The organism is Spiroplasma endosymbiont of Acasis viretata (assembly GCF_964031275.1).
GTDB lineage: Bacteria > Bacillota_I > Bacilli_A > Mycoplasmatales > VBWQ01 > Spiroplasma_E > Spiroplasma_E ixodetis_A.
Genome location: NZ_OZ035019.1, coordinates 1,078,938 through 1,097,908, shown reverse-complemented (window position 1 = coordinate 1,097,908; position 18,971 = coordinate 1,078,938). Strand labels below are relative to the sequence as shown.

General features: G+C 23.2%; 15 protein-coding genes and 2 pseudogenes. 11 read left to right on the top strand and 6 right to left on the bottom strand.

Translation table 4 applies throughout. From position 1 onward, the window contains the following. Positions 1–10: 10 nt before the first annotated feature. From pheT to AAHM96_RS06075, 9 genes and pseudogenes are all read left to right on the top strand, one after another. Entirely contained in the window at positions 11–2,416 is a 2,406-nt protein-coding gene (gene pheT, locus AAHM96_RS06115; RefSeq protein WP_342272958.1) for a phenylalanine--tRNA ligase subunit beta, read from the top strand. An 81-nt stretch (positions 2,417–2,497) separates the two neighbouring features. Further along, positions 2,498–3,913, top strand: a complete 1,416-nt coding sequence (locus AAHM96_RS06110) for an MATE family efflux transporter (RefSeq protein ID WP_342272957.1) — start codon at positions 2,498–2,500, stop codon at positions 3,911–3,913. 479 nt (positions 3,914–4,392) lie between these two features. Next, a complete protein-coding gene (locus AAHM96_RS06105; protein ID WP_342272956.1) occupies positions 4,393–4,749 on the top strand; it encodes a hypothetical protein in 357 nt (118 codons plus the stop codon). A gap of 86 nt (positions 4,750–4,835) precedes the next feature. Then, positions 4,836–5,625 (top strand): IS5 family transposase gene (locus AAHM96_RS06100; RefSeq protein WP_342272955.1). Its coding sequence is split into 2 segments (ribosomal slippage): positions 4,836–5,096 and positions 5,098–5,625, totalling 789 coding nucleotides; the frame shifts between segments, so codons are not numbered across the junction. A 24-nt stretch (positions 5,626–5,649) separates the two neighbouring features. Further along, positions 5,650–5,973, top strand: coding sequence for a hypothetical protein (locus AAHM96_RS06095; protein ID WP_338978137.1), 324 nt, complete (start codon positions 5,650–5,652; stop codon positions 5,971–5,973). A gap of 171 nt (positions 5,974–6,144) precedes the next feature. Then, complete coding sequence (locus tag AAHM96_RS06090) at positions 6,145–7,122, top strand: IS3 family transposase (RefSeq protein ID WP_342272885.1); 978 nt, start codon at positions 6,145–6,147, stop codon at positions 7,120–7,122. 396 nt (positions 7,123–7,518) lie between these two features. Next, entirely contained in the window at positions 7,519–8,142 is a 624-nt protein-coding gene (locus AAHM96_RS06085; protein WP_342265927.1) for a DDE-type integrase/transposase/recombinase, read from the top strand. Between the two features lie 324 nt (positions 8,143–8,466). After that, positions 8,467–11,094 (top strand): valine--tRNA ligase, encoded by a 2,628-nt coding sequence (locus tag AAHM96_RS06080; RefSeq protein ID WP_342272954.1) that lies wholly within the window; start codon positions 8,467–8,469, stop codon positions 11,092–11,094. 184 nt (positions 11,095–11,278) lie between these two features. After that, a pseudogene (locus AAHM96_RS06075) lies at positions 11,279–11,548 on the top strand (transposase); the annotation flags it as partial. 189 nt (positions 11,549–11,737) lie between these two features. Here AAHM96_RS06075 and AAHM96_RS06070 read toward each other — a convergent pair. The 5 genes and pseudogenes from AAHM96_RS06070 to AAHM96_RS06050 all read right to left on the bottom strand — a co-directional run bounded on the left by AAHM96_RS06070 (position 11,738) and on the right by AAHM96_RS06050 (position 15,511). Beyond that, the gene (locus AAHM96_RS06070; RefSeq protein WP_342272947.1) at positions 11,738–12,556 is read right to left on the bottom strand and encodes an IS5 family transposase; all 819 of its coding nucleotides are present in this window, start codon (positions 12,554–12,556) and stop codon (positions 11,738–11,740) included. Between the two features lie 348 nt (positions 12,557–12,904). Continuing rightward, a complete protein-coding gene (locus AAHM96_RS06065; protein ID WP_342272797.1) occupies positions 12,905–13,882 on the bottom strand; it encodes an IS3 family transposase in 978 nt (325 codons plus the stop codon). Positions 13,883–13,982: 100 nt separating this feature from the next. Beyond that, positions 13,983–14,201 (bottom strand): hypothetical protein, encoded by a 219-nt coding sequence (locus AAHM96_RS06060; RefSeq protein ID WP_342272758.1) that lies wholly within the window; start codon positions 14,199–14,201, stop codon positions 13,983–13,985. Positions 14,202–14,344: 143 nt separating this feature from the next. Beyond that, positions 14,345–15,162 (bottom strand): annotated as a pseudogene (locus AAHM96_RS06055) (IS5 family transposase). Positions 15,163–15,235: 73 nt separating this feature from the next. After that, positions 15,236–15,511, bottom strand: a complete 276-nt coding sequence (locus tag AAHM96_RS06050) for a hypothetical protein (RefSeq protein WP_342272757.1) — start codon at positions 15,509–15,511, stop codon at positions 15,236–15,238. 497 nt (positions 15,512–16,008) lie between these two features. Here AAHM96_RS06050 and AAHM96_RS06045 point away from each other — a divergent pair. Then, a protein-coding gene (locus AAHM96_RS06045; RefSeq protein ID WP_342272952.1) for an IS5 family transposase occupies positions 16,009–16,798 on the top strand; the annotation gives its coding sequence in 2 pieces (ribosomal slippage) (positions 16,009–16,269 and positions 16,271–16,798; 789 coding nt in all). 330 nt (positions 16,799–17,128) lie between these two features. After that, positions 17,129–18,106, top strand: coding sequence for an IS3 family transposase (locus AAHM96_RS06040; protein WP_342265776.1), 978 nt, complete (start codon positions 17,129–17,131; stop codon positions 18,104–18,106). Positions 18,107–18,178: 72 nt separating this feature from the next. Here AAHM96_RS06040 and AAHM96_RS06035 read toward each other — a convergent pair whose 3' ends face one another. Continuing rightward, positions 18,179–18,958, bottom strand: coding sequence for an alpha/beta hydrolase-fold protein (locus AAHM96_RS06035; RefSeq protein ID WP_281748266.1), 780 nt, complete (start codon positions 18,956–18,958; stop codon positions 18,179–18,181). Positions 18,959–18,971 lie beyond the last annotated feature (13 nt).

The window sequence follows — 18,971 nt, the reverse complement described above, 5'->3', positions numbered from 1 at the left end:
ATAAAATAAAATGATAGTTTCACGTAAAATCATTTCGCAGTGATTGAATATTAATAGCATTAAAGATTATGAAATCGTTGATGCTTTAAATAGTTTAGGTTTTGAGGTTGATCAAGTAAAAAATTTAATGTTTAGTAATACAAACTTAGTTGTTGGTCAAATTACTAAAATTACCAAACATCCTAAATCGAATAAATTAAATATTTGTGAAGTAACAGTAGGTACTGAAATGTTAACTATAGTTTCTGGTGCACCAAATGTAGTTATTGGTATTAAAGTTGTTGTAGCAAGGATAGGAAGTGTTTTAGGTAATGGTCTTACTATTGTTGAAAGAACAATTCAAGATGTTGTTTCTTCAGGAATGCTTTGTTCATTAACAGAATTAGGATTAAGCGGTATTGTTCAGAATAAAGAAGAATTAAGTGGTATTATTCATTTACCAGATGATGCAATGATTGGTAATATTAATCCGTTACAATATTTAAATTTAGATGATACAATTTTTTTTATTGATTTAACAGTAAATCGTAGTGATTGTTTGGGGATTTATAGTATTGCTAGAGAATTAAGCGGGTATTTTAAAATTCCTTTAAAAAACATGGAAGTTAGTAGTATAGGAAAATTTGATAATAAAAGTCAAGTTAGCGTTCTTAATGGTAAAATTCAAGCTTTAGCAACATTAAAGATTGAATTTGATGATAAATCTGTAATAACACCAATTTGAATTAGAAGAACACTACAACTTGCAAATATTGTACCCAAAACTTTATCAGAAGATATTATTCATTTAGTAATGTTAGAATTGGGTCAACCCTTAATTACTTTTAGTGCTGATGTTTTAAAAAAACCATCTTTAAATATTTCGCCTAAATCATACCCAGAAGGTAATTTGCAAATTAAAGAGGGCGATATTTTATTACACGATAAATATTTGGCTTTTAGTGTTTTAGGAGTTAGTCATAATATTGAATATGAAGTTAAACCAAGTTCCAAAGAAGTTTTTATATTTTCAATTAATCCTGATGTTACCTTAATGAGTAAACAAGCAAAACGACATGGTGCTCTTATTAATACATTATTAGAACGTTTAACAAGACCAGTTGTTCCTGACTATTATTTAATTGCTTTACAACGTTATTTGTTTATTTTAGGACAATTGCAAGTTAAATATGAAATTACCGGTTTTAGTAATGATGTTCCTTATCAAGTTAAAACAAAAGTGATTAACTTTAATTTTAATTTTATTAATAAAATTTTAGGTACAAAATTTGAGGTTAATGAAATAATTAATTATTTGACTATTATTGGTTGTCAAATTGAAATTGATGCAAAAAATCAAGAAATTTTAAAAGTAACAGTTCCTAATCATCGTAGTGATTTAAATAACGCTAATGATTTTAGTGAAGAAGTTGCCAGAGTATTTGGATATGATAAATTACCAGTTATTAAACCACAATTTAATGTATCATTTAAGTCACCAACAGCATTGGAAAATTTAATGATGAAATGAAGACAACATTTAACAAGTTATGGTTTTAATCAAGTAAAAACATATAGTTTAACAAGTATGCAGAGATTAAATGATTTTAATTTTTTTAAATATAAAATACCTGTAAAATTAGAAGCACCGTTGACATTAACAAGAGAAGTTATGCGTTTTAGTTTGACAGATAGTTTATTAAGAATTTGTCAATATAATTATGCACGTAAAGAAACACAATTAAAAATTTTTACTGATGAAACTGTTTATACAGGTGATGAAACTGATGATAATCATCATTTAGCTTTTATGATTATGGATAATTTTTGACCAAAAATTAATGCTAATAAAATTACTAATAGTACTTATTATTTTATTAAAGGTTTTTTAGATGGTTTTTTAGCAAAAGTTATGCCAAATTTATTTAACTCTATTGTTTATAAAAATAATAATAATTCTTTAATGCATCCGTATTTAAGCGCAGATATTTTTTATGAGCAAGAACATATTGCTACTATTGGCGCACTGCATCCACAAACTGAAAAAATAATGAATGTTGAAAAAATATTCTTAGCAGAAATTAATTGTAGTAAGTTAGTTAAAATCATAGAAGAACAACAAAAAGTAGTTTCTAAATTTAAGCTTTGATCAAAATTTAATACTTTAAGTCGTGATATATCAATTATTGTTAATAGCGATATTCAATTTTCTGATGTAAAAAATGCTATAATGTTTGCAAATATTGATTTTTTAGAACAAATATCTTTGGTAGATTTTTATAATGATGAAAAATTAAAATCACAACATCAACACTCATTAACTTTTAATTTGAAATTTAATAGTCAAGAAGAACAATTAGATGAAACAAAAGTAAGTGGACAAATAAGTAATATTCAAGAAATATTAAAGAAAAAATTTCAAGCAATTATTCGTTAAAAATATAACAAAATATTAAATAATAACATTAATATATTTTTTTATTATATTAAATTTTAAATTGGGTGAGATGATATGAAAATGTTAAACAAAGATAATTTAAGCTTTTATAAAATGGCATTATTATTTATGATTCCAATTTGTGCACAATCTTTAATTGAAACATTAATAAACTTAATGAATAATTTTGTGGTTGGTCAATTTGGAAATGATGATGCTATTGCCGGAGTTGCATCATCAAGTAATATTTATGATATGGTTTGATATATCTTTTTTGCTATTGTTGCTACTGGTAATATTTTTACTGCTCAATATTTAGGTATTAAAGATAAGAAGAAAATTCAAGAAACTACTAATATAAAATTATTTTATACTTTAATTTTTTCAATATTTTTTGTTGTAATATTAGAATTATTTAGTAAACAAATTATGGGAATAATTCTTGGTGCTGAAGATAATTCTGATCAAAATGCTATTGGTATTGCTGAAGAATATAGTAAATTAATTGCTTGAAATTACCCATTATTAGGTTTTGCTTTTATTATGTCAATTACTATGAATACATGTGGTAACGTTAAAACACCATTGATAACTTCTATTTGTTCATTACTCTTAAATACATTTTTAGTTTGTATTTTATCATTACCATATAATGGGGGACCACAATTAGGCATTGAAGGATTAGCAATAAGTTTAATTATTTCAAGAGCAGTAGAATGTTTTATATTGTTAGGTTATTTAATTTATAAAAAACCAATTTATGCTCCTAATTGAAATATTTTTAAATTTACAAAAGATTTACATAAAAAATATATTATTACTTTTATTCCTTTATTTGCTAGTCAAGTATTATTTGGTGTTTCAGTAGTAATGTTAACAGCTTTATATTCTCATTTTGGTGATACTGAAGTTGTTGCCGCTGTGCAAATTGTTGGTAGTGTTGTTGCTATTTTTTATTCTACTTTTAGGGGATATAATGCTTTAGTTGGCTATGCTGTTGGTAGCAAGTTAGGTTTAGGAGAACTAGTACTGGCTAAAGAAAATGCTAAGAAGATATTAAAATTGAGTTTTGCTATTTCAACTGTTATTGCTTTAATTATTTTGGGTAGTGCTTTTTGAGTTCCAAAAGTATTATTTCCAAATTTATCTAATAATGCTATGAAACTTGCAGTTTGATATATGGCTTTTTCAGCAGTAACTTATTTTTTCATTAATATGATGCAACCATTATTTAGTTTTCTTTATGCTGGTGGCTATATTTTAATTATTAGTATTGCTGATCTATTTTTAATTTGATTTATTGATATTTTTATTACTTTTGCTTTATTGCAGTGAACTGACTTAAGTATTAAAATGGTAATTATGATTTCGTGTTTAAGTAAATCAGCTGATTTTATTTGTGCTTATGTATTTTATAAAATAATTCCTTGAAATAAAAATATTATTAATTCTAAAGTAGAAAGTGTACCTCATCCGACATTTGAACCACATGGATAATATAAAAATCCCTTTTTAATAATAGATTTATTTTAATAACTCTGTTTAAAAAATTTTAAAAAAATTCTATTATATTTTAGAAAATAAATTCATATTTATCGTTTTATTTTTATTGTATTTAATATACAATTATTATAATTACTGGTGTGATTTTAGAGGATGGTAAAAGTAATGATTTTTTTATTTTTAGTTATAATTAAACTTTTATAATAATTAAATTTTAAATAACTAAATAAATACGGACATTAAAAATTTTGACATACCTTTATTATAAGAAATTTTTATTTTTTGAAAGAATTTTAAAAAATAAGTTTAAGTAAATATATAAAAATAGTAATAACACCAGAACTAATAAAATCATTTTGGAATTAAAAAAGAAATTAAGAAATAATAAAAAAATAAAAAAAGCATGATTGTTTTAAAATTTTTTTATTTTTTTATAAGAAGAAGATAAAATTTTTTTATTTAATACTATTAAAATGTTATTAAATTATCAAAATAGTTCAATTGATAATCCTTTATATTTTAATCAAGATGATCATATTTATGAAGAAATAAAAGAAAAAGCTATTTTTGAAAAATTTATTTATGAAAATGTAAAAGATGAAACAACTTCATTGAGTTCAGTTGGTAATAATGTTCCTCCACAATTACCACCAAGAAATAAAACAAGTGAAAATAATATGAAAGTAACGACGGAAGAAATTAATGAAATTAAACTATCAAATATTACAAAAAAAGTAGAAGAACAACCTATATATGAAAAAATAAATACCGATTCAATTTATGATGAAGTTAAATCAAATATTAAACCATTTTGTCATTCTATTTCTTAGAACCTGTTTAAAATCTTTTAGAACCTGTTTAAAATCTTTTAGAGAATAGGATAAAATGATTATATATTTTAAAATAAGAGGTATATATGTGTAAAAATTATCCTAGTAATGTTAGCAAAGAGCAATTTGAAAATATAAAATCAATTTTAGAAAATACTAAAAAGAGAACTAAACCAAGAAGTTTAGATTTATATGAAGTATTTTGTGCAGTTTTATATGTATTAAAAAGTGGTTGCCAGTGAAGAATGTTACCAAAAAATTTTCCAAAATGACAAATTGTATATTATTATTTTCAAGCTTGAAGTAAAAATAATGATAAAGAACCTAGTGTATTACAATTAGTTTTAAAAAAAATTAGTCAAGGCATTTCGTATCAATAATGGTAGAAAAGAACAAACTAGTTTTTGTATAATTGATTCACAAAGTCTTAAAAATACAGATACTACTAAAAATAAAGGTTATGATGCTGGTAAAAAGATTTCAGGAATAAAACGTCATATTGCTGTTGATTCTCAAGGTTTACCACATGCAATTTACATAACCACAGCAGAAAAAACAGATCGTAATAGTGCTATAATAATGATTGAAAATGAAAAAGAGAATCTTTCTGCAGTTCAAAAAATACTAGTAGATGCTGGTTATACTGGTGAAAAATTTGCTTCTAAAATTAAAACAATTATAAATGCAAATGTTGAAGTTATAAAACGTAATGAATTACATTCTTTTGTAGTATTACCAAAAAGATGAGTTGTAGAACGAAGTTTTGCATGATTAGAAAAATGCAGAAGATTATGAAAAAATTGTGAAAAAAAAATAAATACTAGCTTACAAATGGTTGTTCTTGCCTTTATTTCAATTTTATTGAAAAGATTTTAAACAGGTTCTTAGGAGGGCAAAATTATGAAAAAAATATTAAGTATATTTACAATAAGTATTTTAGCATCATTACTTTTCACAAGTAACATTATTAATATTGATAGTAATAAAACGGATAATAATGTTGTTAATAAAAATTCCTTACTACCAAAAAAAGAATCAACAAATGAGCCCTTAACTCATTTATTTAATAATCAATATAATTATTTAACAAATAGTAATTGAATTACTAATCAATCAGATTTAGATCAAAAATTTTACAGTTATGATACAAATCATGCTAATTATAAGTTGAGCAATGATATTAATGCTAGAGAAGTTTTTTTGTTGATAATGATGGTAATTTAAATTATGATTCTACACTTATTTTAGAAAAGGATAAGTTAAATGCCACTTGCCACTTGCCACTTGCCACTTAGCCCTTTTTACTAGACCATTAATTTAAAAAACCTGAATGTATTCTAAAAACAATTGTGTTATATAATTAACACTAATTTTAACCTGAAAGGATTTTTATTAATGGATAAAATTAAACAAATAGCATTAGTAATTAACAAATTAAATATCAAAGAAAAAATTAAAATTATTGATGATTGTAAAAATCAATATTCAATTAGAAACCTATGTCAATATCTTCAATTAAACAGATCAACATATTACTTTTTAAAAAATAAACAAAAACCTATTAAAAAAGAAGAAAATCATATTATTAAATGCAATCATAAATATCAAAAAATATGCCAACTTTTAATCGAATTTCATTCTACAAGAAAAGGCAGAATTTATGGATATTTAAGAATTTTTTCAGCTTTTAAAGAGTGATTAAAACAAGAAAAAAATATCATTTTAAATATAGAATTATCAATAAAACAAATGCGAAAAATTATGAAAGAACACAATATTCAAGGATTAAAACAAACTAAAAATAACTATCCTAAAAACAAAAAAAATCCAAATAAGTGAATACCTACAATGGATAAAGTAAACAAAGATTATAAAAGTACAACCTCTTCAAATCAAATTTGATCAATGGACACTAAACAAATAAATACTAAAGAAGGATGATTATATCTTTTTGTAATTATTGATTTTTATTCAAATAATGTTGTTAGTTATAATATTGCTTCTAATAAATCATATCAGGATTTAATTCTTCCTGCTCTTGAAAAAATCAACAAACAATTTTCTTGAAATCAAATAAAAAATGTTATTTTACATTCAGATAACGCCAACGAATTTTATTGTCAAGATATCACAAAATGAGCAGAGGATAAACAAATAATTTTAAGCAAAAAACAACCTTATGATATTGGTGGTAATGTATTATCTGAAAACTGATTTTCTCATTTATCTCAAGAATGACTACCTAAAGGATCAAATCAATATTTATCCATCAATGAAGCTATAAATGATGTAAATCAATATGTTATGTTTTATAATTATGAAAGAATACATTCTAAATTTCTAAAACCACCAATTTTACAAATTAAAATTTAGAATTTTATATCAAAAATGGTCCAGTAATTAAGGGCCAACCACCTGGATAAAATTAAACAAATAGCATTAGTAATTAACAAATTAAATATCAAAGAAAAAATTAAAATTATTGATGATTGTAAAAATCAATATTCAATTAGAAACCTATGTCAATATCTTCAATTAAACAGATCAACATATTACTTTTTAAAAAATAAACAAAAACCTATTAAAAAAGAAGAAAATCATATTATTAAATGCAATCATAAATATCAAAAAATATGCCAACTTTTAATCGAATTTCATTCTACAAGAAAAGGCAGAATTTATGGATATTTAAGAATTTTTTCAGCTTTTAAAGAGTGATTAAAACAAGAAAAAAATATCATTTTAAATATAGAATTATCAATAAAACAAATGCGAAAAATTATGAAAGAACACAATATTCAAGGATTAAAACAAACTAAAAATAACTATCCTAAAAACAAAAAAAATCCAAATAAGTGAATACCTACAATGGATAAAGTAAACAAAGATTATAAAAGTACAACCTCTTCAAATCAAATTTGATCAATGGACACTAAACAAATAAATACTAAAGAAGGATGATTATATCTTTTTGTAATTATTGATTTTTATTCAAATAATGTTGTTAGTTATAATATTGCTCCTAATAAATCATATCAGGATTTAATTCTTCCTGCTCTTGAAAAAATCAACAAACAATTTTCTTGAAATCAAGTAAAAAATGTTATTTTACATTCAGATAACGCCAACGAATTTTATTGTCAAGATATCACAAAATGAGCAGAGGATAAACAAATAATTTTAAGCAAAAAACAACCTTATGATATTGGTGGTAATGTATTATCTGAAAACTGATTTTCTCATTTATCTCAAGAATGACTACCTAAAGGATCAAATCAATATTTATCCATCAATGAAGCTATAAATGATGTAAATCAATATGTTATGTTTTATAATTATGAAAGAATACATTCTAAATTTCTAAAACCACCAATTTTACAAATTAAAATTTAGAATTTTATATCAAAAATGGTCCAGTAATTAAGGGCCAACCACCAACCACCTTTTTTCTTTTCTCAAATGTCTTGTTTTTTAAAATTAACAATGTAAAATAAAATACATAATTAATTTAAAATATAAAAGAGTAAAATTAAATGGTAATTTAGAGACTTAGTGGTTGCTGTAAACTAAGCAAGTTTAATTTGAAGGTAACTTATATTATTAGTAATTTAAATAATAATTAAGTGCATTTACTTTGTAAATGAATTAGGATGGTACCGCGTTAAAAAACGTTCCTATTTGTGGAATGTTTTTTTATTTTAAAAAGGAGTATAACAAATGAATAGAAATTTAAACAAAAAATATAATCATATTGAAATTGAAAAGGATCGTTATCAACAATGAGTAAAATCTGGATTATTTAAGGCAAATGTTAGTTCTATTAATCCTACATTTTCTATTATCTTACCACCACCCAATGTAACCGGACTTTTACATTTAGGTCATGCTTGAGATAGTACTATCCAAGATTTATTAATTCGTTATAAACGTTTACAAGGATTTAATACTTTATTTATACCCGGTATGGATCATGCTGGCATTGCCACACAAGTTAAAGTTGCACAACGTATTAAAGAAGAACAAAAACTTAATTTGCAAGAATTAGGTAAAGATAAATTTTTACAACAAGCATGAAAATGAAAAACAGAATATGCACAAAACATAAGAAAACAGTGAGCAAAACTTGGTTTAGCATTAGATTATTCGCATGAAGTATTTACTTTAGATGAAAATGTTAAACAAGCAGTTAATGAAGTATTTGTAAAGTTATATAAAGAAGGTTTAGTTTATAGAGGAAAAAAGATAGTAAATTGAGATCCAGAATTAAAAACCGCTATTTCTAATATTGAAGTAAATTATCATGAAACAAAAGGAAAAATGTATTATTTAAAATATTTTATAGAAAATAGTAGTGAATTTATTACTATTGCTACTACCAGACCAGAAACAATGTTTGCTGATCAGTGTATAGTTGTAAATAGTAAAGATAAACGTTATTTACAATTTATTGGTAAAATGGTTATTAATCCGGCTAATAAAATGTTAATTAAAGTCATTGCTGATGATTATGTTGATATGAATTTTGGAACGGGTGCTATGAAATGTACACCGGCTCATGATGCTAATGACTATGAAATTGCATTACGTCACAATTTAGCAATGCCTATTTGTATGAATGTTGATGGAACTATGAATGAATTAGCACAATCATATATTAATCAAGATCGAATGGTATGTCGTAAACAATTAGTTGAACAATTAAGAAAAGAAAATTTAGTTGTAAAGGTTGAAGACCATCTTCATCAAGTTGGTTATTCAGAAAGAAGTAACGCTATTATTGAACCATATTTATCACAACAATGATTCATAAAAATGAAACCATTAGTTGAAATGATTATTGATAAACAAAAAAATAAGAAAACAAAGATTGATTTTCATCCAATATTATTTGAACAACAACTTTTGCAGTGATTAAATAATATTCAAGATTGATGTATTTCCCGTCAATTGTGATGGGGTCATTCGCTTCCGGTTTGATATCATAAAAAAACTAAGAAAATTTATGTTGATACTAACCCACCATCACCAATTAACGATTATATTCAAGAATCAGACGTATTAGATACATGATTTTCTAGCGGTTTATGACCTTTTGTAACCTTGGGTTGACCACAAAAATATGTTGATTTGCAAAAATATTATCCAATATCAGTATTAGTTACTGCTTATGATATTTTATTTTTTTGAGTTGCACGAATGATGTTTATGGGTTGAAAATTTACTAATCAAAAACCATTTACTAATGTTTTAATTCATGGTTTAATTCGTGATGAACAAGGTAGAAAAATGTCAAAATCATTAAATAATGGAATTGATCCAATGGAAGTTATTAAAAAGTATGGTGCGGATGCTTTACGTTACTTTTTAGTTAGCAATTGTGCTCCCGGTCAAGATTTAAGATTTAGTATTACTAAAGTTGAGTCAGCTTGAAATTTCAATAATAAGTTATGAAACGCTGCACGTTATGTGCTAATGAATATTGATGATAAGTTTCAATTGGATGAAAATATTGTCTATAATAATTCGTTATCATTTATTGATCAATGAATTTTACAAGAACTTAATCAATTGATTATTTATGTAGAGCAATATATGGAAAAATATGAATTTGTTTTAGTAGTTAAAGCACTATCAAATTTTATATGAAATAAATATTGTTCTTGATATATTGAATTAAATAAAGTTAATTTACAAAATCAAGAGCAACAAAGTAACTCATTACAAACATTATATTATGTTTTACAGCAAATTATTATTATGGTTCATCCCTTTATTCCCTTTATTACAGAAGCAATTTATGAAGAAATGGGGTATAAAAATAGCATTTTAACAAATAAGTTTCCTAAAGTTAAAGTTATGGAAAAAACAAAAGTTGTAACACAATTTGTTGAAATATTAATTGAAATTATTGGTAATATTCGAGAAATTCGTAAAGAACTTAATTTATCTTTAAAATTACCGTTAACTATTCATATCAATACGACTAATTCTTTTTTTGAAGTAGAAAAAAATACTTTAAATCCTTATTTATTACAATTAACTAATAGTCAAATTGTTACTATTAGTGATAGTCCGTTGTCTGTTAATAATAAAATAATTAAAATTATTAATTCAGCAGTAATAGAAATTAATGTTTCAAATTTATTTAATAAAGAAGAACAATTAGCAAAATTAAAAGGGGAATTAGTTTATATTGAAAATGAAATAAAACGTAGTAAAGATATTTTAAATAACCAACAATTTTTAGCAAAGGCACCACCAACAAAAGTTGAAATAGAAAAGCAGAAATTAGAAAAGTATCAAAATCAAAAAAAATTAATCAATGCCAAGATTAAAGAATTATAAAAAACTTTTATTTTAATTCAAGTTGAAAAATTTCATTATTTTCCAATTTAATATCATCAATACCTACTGAAAAATCAATAAATTCTTTACGGAAATGTTTAGTAATCTGTGTAACTTACAAAAATAACTATGTTTAATTAATTCTAGTAAATATAATTAAATGACTAGAAAGAGTAAGTTATAGATGGCTAAAAAAGATAACTTTAATAATAATGATCCAATATCAAAAGCAGTAGATTTATTACTAGAAAATACTGAAGATTTAACAACAGTTTTTAAACCTGGCGGTTTATATAAAGAATTAACAAAAAGATTAGTTGAAAAAATGTTGAATTCTGAAATGCAAAATTATTTAGGATATGAAAAAAATCAACATAGTACTACTGAAAATGCTCGTAATGGTACAAGTTCAAAAAAATTAATAACTCAACAAGGTAAAATTGAGATTGATGTACGGTGGTTGGCCGGTGGTTGGCCGGTGGTTGGCGGTGGTTGGCCCTTAATTACTGGACCATTTTTGATATAAAATTCTAAATTTTAATTTGTAAAATTGGTGGTTTTAGAAATTTAGAATGTATTCTTTCATAATTATAAAACATAACATATTGATTTACATCATTTATAGCTTAGACTTGGTGCAAAACTAAGGTAATTCAAAATTATATATTTCTGCTATTAAATTAAATCTTAATGCAAATCTTCGTATTTTATTGCGATATTTTAAAGTTAAAATTTTAAAACGTTTTAGTTTAGCAAATACGTGTTCAATTTTAATTCTAATTTTGCTTAAAGTTTTATTGTATTCTTTTTGAATTGGTATTAATTTATTGTATTTACTTTTTTTAAATGGCAAAAATGTATTTTTATGAATATTTTGTATTCCTTGATAACCTGAATCAACAAAAACTTGTTTTTCTGGATGAATAAAAGTTTTAGATTTTAAAAGTAATTTAAAATCATGAATGCTTCCAAAACAAAAAGCGGTTGAAATAATTTTTCCATTTAAAATATCAATAATTATTTGCGATTTAAGAGTATGATGTTTGTTTTTACCCGAAAAAAGTAATTTTAGTTTTTTTTTAATTCTTTCAATTGGAGTTTCAGTAGCATCAATAGCTAGTAAAGTATTATTGATTCCTTTATTTTTGATTAAATCTTTTTTGCCAGATAAATTAAAAATTCCACTTTTTATTAAAGTATTTTCAATTCAAAAAATATTACGAATGCAGCTAGTATGACTAATATTATATCTTTTTGCAATAACTCTATAACTACTATACTCTTTTCAGTATTCTAATGTCATTAATAAACGATTTTCTATTGATAATTTATTAGGTTTACCACCAACTGCTTTTTTAATTGCTTCAGCTTTTTTTAAAATTTCAACCATTTTTTGAAATGTTTGTAGTTTTATTCCCACTAAACTATAAAATTCTTGTTCATCTTTGTATTTTTTTAACATAATAATTATCACCTTTGATATTAATAATAACCGTTAAATTATTAAAATTAAATGTTTTGCACCAAGTCTCTTCATTGATGGATAAATATTGATTTGATCCTTTAGGTAGTCATTCTTGAGATAAATGAGAAAATCAGTTTTCAGATAATACATTACCACCAATATCATAAGGTTGTTTTTTGCTTAAAATTATTTGTTTATCCTCTGCTCATTTTGTGATATCGTGACAATAAAATTCGTTGGCGTTATCTGAATGTAAAATAACATTTTTTATTTGATTTCAAGAAAATTGTTTGTTGATTTTTGGTGGTTGGCCCTTAATTACTGGACCATTTTTGATATAAAATTCTAAATTTTAATTTGTAAAATTGGTGGTTTTAGAAATTTAGAATGTATTCTTTCATAATTATAAAACATAACATATTGATTTACATCATTTATAGCTTCATTGATGGATAAATATTGATTTGATCCTTTAGGTAGTCATTCTTGAGATAAATGAGAAAATCAGTTTTCAGATAATACATTACCACCAATATCATAAGGTTGTTTTTTGCTTAAAATTATTTGTTTATCCTCTGCTCATTTTGTGATATCTTGACAATAAAATTCGTTGGCGTTATCTGAATGTAAAATAACATTTTTTATTTGATTTCAAGAAAATTGTTTGTTGATTTTTTCAAGAGCAGGAAGAATTAAATCCTGATATGATTTATTAGGAGCAATATTATAACTAACAACATTATTTGAATAAAAATCAATAATTACAAAAAGATATAATCATCCTTCTTTAGTATTTATTTGTTTAGTGTCCATTGATCAAATTTGATTTGAAGAGGTTGTACTTTTATAATCTTTGTTTACTTTATCCATTGTAGGTATTCACTTATTTGGATTTTTTTTGTTTTTAGGATAGTTATTTTTAGTTTGTTTTAATCCTTGAATATTGTGTTCTTTCATAATTTTTCGCATTTGTTTTATTGATAATTCTATATTTAAAATGATATTTTTTTCTTGTTTTAATCACTCTTTAAAAGCTGAAAAAATTCTTAAATATCCATAAATTCTGCCTTTTCTTGTAGAATGAAATTCGATTAAAAGTTGGCATATTTTTTGATATTTATGATTGCATTTAATAATATGATTTTCTTCTTTTTTAATAGGTTTTTGTTTATTTTTTAAAAAGTAATATGTTGATCTGTTTAATTGAAGATATTGACATAGGTTTCTAATTGAATATTGATTTTTACAATCATCAATAATTTTAATTTTTTCTTTGATATTTAATTTGTTAATTACTAATGCTATTTGTTTAATTTTATCCATTAATAAAAATCCTTTCAGGTTAAAATTAGTGTTAATTATATAACACAATTGTTTTTAGAATACATTCAGGTTTTTTAAATTAATGGTCTAGTAAAAAGGGCTAAGTGGCAAGTGGCAAGTGGCGTCTTTGGTTAATATTCCATATATCAATTCCTAACTTTTTACTAAATAACAAAGAATTAATAGAACCTAATACTGGGTCTTTTAAATATTGACCATAATAAGCACTAATTCCTACCATAGCACTTAAAGGACTTAATCCAGTTCTTAATATTTTAGTCAAAGTATAATTACTAGTTTGTTCTAACTCATTAGGCATAAATAAAACTCCTTACTTTATATACTAATAAGGAGCTTGTATATGAATTATAATCTAATCCATTGGGGCTTAACGAAAAATATATAATCCATATATAAGCCCCTTATTTAATTTTTAATTTATACATTAGACTTGGTGCAAAACTAAGGTAATTCAAAATTATATATTCCTGCTATTAAATTAAATCTTAATGCAAATCTTCGTATTTTATTGCGATATTTTAAAGTTAAAATTTTAAAACGTTTTAGTTTAGCAAATACGTGTTCAATTTTAATTCTAATTTTGCTTAAAGTTTTATTGTATTCTTTTTGAATTGGTATTAATTTATTGTATTTACTTTTTTTAAATGGCAAAAATGTATTTTTATGAATATTTTGTATTCCTTGATAACCTGAATCAAAAAAAACTTGTTTTTCTGGATGAATAAAAGTTTTAGATTTTAAAAGTAATTTAAAATCATGAATGCTTCCAAAACAAAAAGCGGTTGAAATAATTTTTCCATTTAAAATATCAATAATTATTTGCGATTTAAGAGTATGATGTTTGTTTTTACCCGAAAAAAGTAATTTTAGTTTTTTTTAATTCTTTCAATTGGAGTTTCAGTAGCATCAATAGCTAGTAAAGTATTATTGATTCCTTTATTTTTGATTAAATCTTTTTTGCCAGATAAATTAAAAATTCCACTTTTTATTAAAGTATTTTCAATTCAAAAAATATTACGAATGCAGCTAGTATGACTAATATTATATCTTTTTGCAATAACTCTATAACTACTATACTCTTTTCAGTATTCTAATGTCATTAATAAACGATTTTCTATTGATAATTTATTAGGTTTACCACCAACTGCTTTTTTAATTGCTTCAGCTTTTTTTAAAATTTCAACCATTTTTTGAAATGTTTGTAGTTTTATTCCCACTAAACTATAAAATTCTTGTTCATCTTTGTATTTTTTTAACATAATAATTATCACCTTTGATATTAATAATAACCGTTAAATTATTAAAATTAAAGGTTTTGCACCAAGTCTATTATTATTTTCATTCAGTAATATCTACAATAGTAGCGGATAAATCTAATTTTAAATCATAATAATTACCAACTTTAAAACTAAGTTTATGTAAATATTGTGTAAAATCATTAACTACTAACGGGTTATATCATTTATCCCGTACTTTACCGGTAGGTATATTAGTTTGTTTATTAATTTCTAAAAAAGTTAAAACATCAAATTTCAAATTTTGACCATGATTATTTTTATTTGGTATCATTCTATTTTTATCAATATTAACCAATTGAACTTTAAACATAAAAATTGCCAACCCTTTCTATAATTTTAAAAATAGATTAAATTGGCAAACAATTATAAATAATTAAATTAAAAATACAAAACTATAAAATTAATTTAATAAATAAAAAGTTCTTAATATTAATATTTAACTATTTCTTCCACGAAATTGTTAACCAATTTAAATAAGTTAAACATTAACTTAAAAACTAATTTCAAATTAATATAAACTTATACTAAAAATATAACATAATTAATAATATTTTCAACAAATATAAAAAATAAGTAAGCATTCTAAGCTTCGTGGAAGAACAACTTAAAATACTTACTACAATTAAAGTATAACAAAACAACAAAAAAATACAAATATTAAAAAAACTAATGTAAAATTCGTTTATTTAAAAATATTTTTTCAATTTTACTTTTATCAAAAACTTTATAAAGAAAATCTAAGAACCTGTTTAAAATCTTTTAGAGAATAGGATAAAATGATTATATATTTTAAAATAAGAGGTATATATGTGTAAAAATTATCCTAGTAATGTTAGCAAAGAGCAATTTGAAAATATAAAATCAATTTTAGAAAATACTAAAAAGAGAACTAAACCAAGAAGTTTAGATTTATATGAAGTATTTTGTGCAGTTTTATATGTATTAAAAAGTGGTTGCCAGTGAAGAATGTTACCAAAAAATTTTCCAAAATGACAAATTGTATATTATTATTTTCAAGCTTGAAGTAAAAATAATGATAAAGAACCTAGTGTATTACAATTAGTTTTAAAAAAAATTAGTCAAGGCATTTCGTATCAATAATGGTAGAAAAGAACAAACTAGTTTTTGTATAATTGATTCACAAAGTGTTAAAAATACAGATACTACTAAAAATAAAGGTTATGATGCTGGTAAAAAGATTTCAGAAATAAAGCGTCATATTGCTGTTGATTCTCAAGGTTTACCACATGCAATTTACATAACCACAGCAGAAAAAACAGATCGTAATAGTGCTATAATAATGATTGAAAATGAAAAAGAGAATCTTTCTGCAGTTCAAAAAATACTAGTAGATGCTGGTTATACTGGTGAAAAATTTGCTTCTAAAATTAAAACAATTATAAATGCAAATGTTGAAGTTATAAAACGTAATGAATTACATTCTTTTGTAGTATTACCAAAAAGATGAGTTGTAGAACGAAGTTTTGCATGATTAGAAAAATGCAGAAGATTATGAAAAAATTGTGAAAAAAAATTAAATACTAGCTTACAAATGGTTGTTATTGCCTTTATTTCAATTTTATTGAAAAGATTTTAAACAGGTTCTAAAACATCATTTTTATTAAATTTATTTTTTAATCAATATCTAAATCTCAAACTTTCTAAACTTACATAATATTGAAAATCTTTAAAATAATCAGTATTAGCAACATAATCATAACTTCCAACAATTAAATTAGTAATACCTTGTTCATTTGGTTTTGTTTTAAATAAATAAAATTCTTTTGCTTTTTCACATGCTTGTACTAATTCTTGTAGGCCACTTAGCCCTTTTTACTAGACCATTAATTTAAAAAACCTGAATGTATTCTAAAAACAATTGTGTTATATAATTAACACTAATTTTAACCTGAAAGGATTTTTATTAATGGATAAAATTAAACAAATAGCATTAGTAATTAACAAATTAAATATCAAAGAAAAAATTAAAATTATTGATGATTGTAAAAATCAATATTCAATTAGAAACCTATGTCAATATCTTCAATTAAACAGATCAACATATTACTTTTTAAAAAATAAACAAAAACCTATTAAAAAAGAAGAAAATCATATTATTAAATGCAATCATAAATATCAAAAAATATGCCAACTTTTAATCGAATTTCATTCTACAAGAAAAGGCAGAATTTATGGATATTTAAGAATTTTTTCAGCTTTTAAAGAGTGATTAAAACAAGAAAAAAATATCATTTTAAATATAGAATTATCAATAAAACAAATGCGAAAAATTATGAAAGAACACAATATTCAAGGATTAAAACAAACTAAAAATAACTATCCTAAAAACAAAAAAAATCCAAATAAGTGAATACCTACAATGGATAAAGTAAACAAAGATTATAAAAGTACAACCTCTTCAAATCAAATTTGATCAATGGACACTAAACAAATAAATACTAAAGAAGGATGATTATATCTTTTTGTAATTATTGATTTTTATTCAAATAATGTTGTTAGTTATAATATTGCTCCTAATAAATCATATCAGGATTTAATTCTTCCTGCTCTTGAAAAAATCAACAAACAATTTTCTTGAAATCAAGTAAAAAATGTTATTTTACATTCAGATAACGCCAACGAATTTTATTGTCAAGATATCACAAAATGAGCAGAGGATAAACAAATAATTTTAAGCAAAAAACAACCTTATGATATTGGTGGTAATGTATTATCTGAAAACTGATTTTCTCATTTATCTCAAGAATGACTACCTAAAGGATCAAATCAATATTTATCCATCAATGAAGCTATAAATGATGTAAATCAATATGTTATGTTTTATAATTATGAAAGAATACATTCTAAATTTCTAAAACCACCAATTTTACAAATTAAAATTTAGAATTTTATATCAAAAATGGTCCAGTAATTAAGGGCCAACCACCTTAGAAAAAAAGAAAAACCATAGTTTCAATTAGCTAATAAGAATTAAAGGATTTTCATTAATATATTTAATTCATCATTTAAAACCATGAGCACCATTTTCATCAATTACTAGATTAGTAGTAATTTTTCTATTAGTTAATATTTTTTTTAATTCAATAGTATTACTTTCATAATTTGTTACTAATTTGCCTTCAAAAAACTTTGGTTCTTTTTTTCCTACCCATAGTTCAACTATTAAAGGTTGATTATTATTTAAAAATTTAGTTTTTAAATCTTCAATAATTTGTGAATTAAATCAAATTGCTGGCGAAAATAATAATAATTTTGTAAATTGTAATTTTGATAAATATAACATTTGTAAACAAAAATATGCCCCCAAAGAACAACCAATGGCATTTAAATTTTTAATTTTTAAATTAAACTTTTTAATAACAAATGGTATAACCTCATTAATAATAAATTCTAAGTAATTTTTACCATTACCACCAAGAAAATCAATGTTACTTTTTTTTAATTCAGGAAAATATTTTGTCATTAATATTTTTACATCATCATTGGTATAAGTTGCTAAATCATTAAAACGAGTCATATTATTGGTACTACCAATACCAATAAAAATACAATTACTATTATTTTCAAATAAAATATTACTATTACTATTAAGTAACATATCTTTACCATCAAAAACTAAATAAACTTCATAAGCAATATTTTGATCATAAATAGAAGGTAAAGCAATAATAATATCTTTATTAATATTTAAAAATTTACTTTTAATATTATCAACTTTTACATCATAATTATTCATATTTTTTATCCTT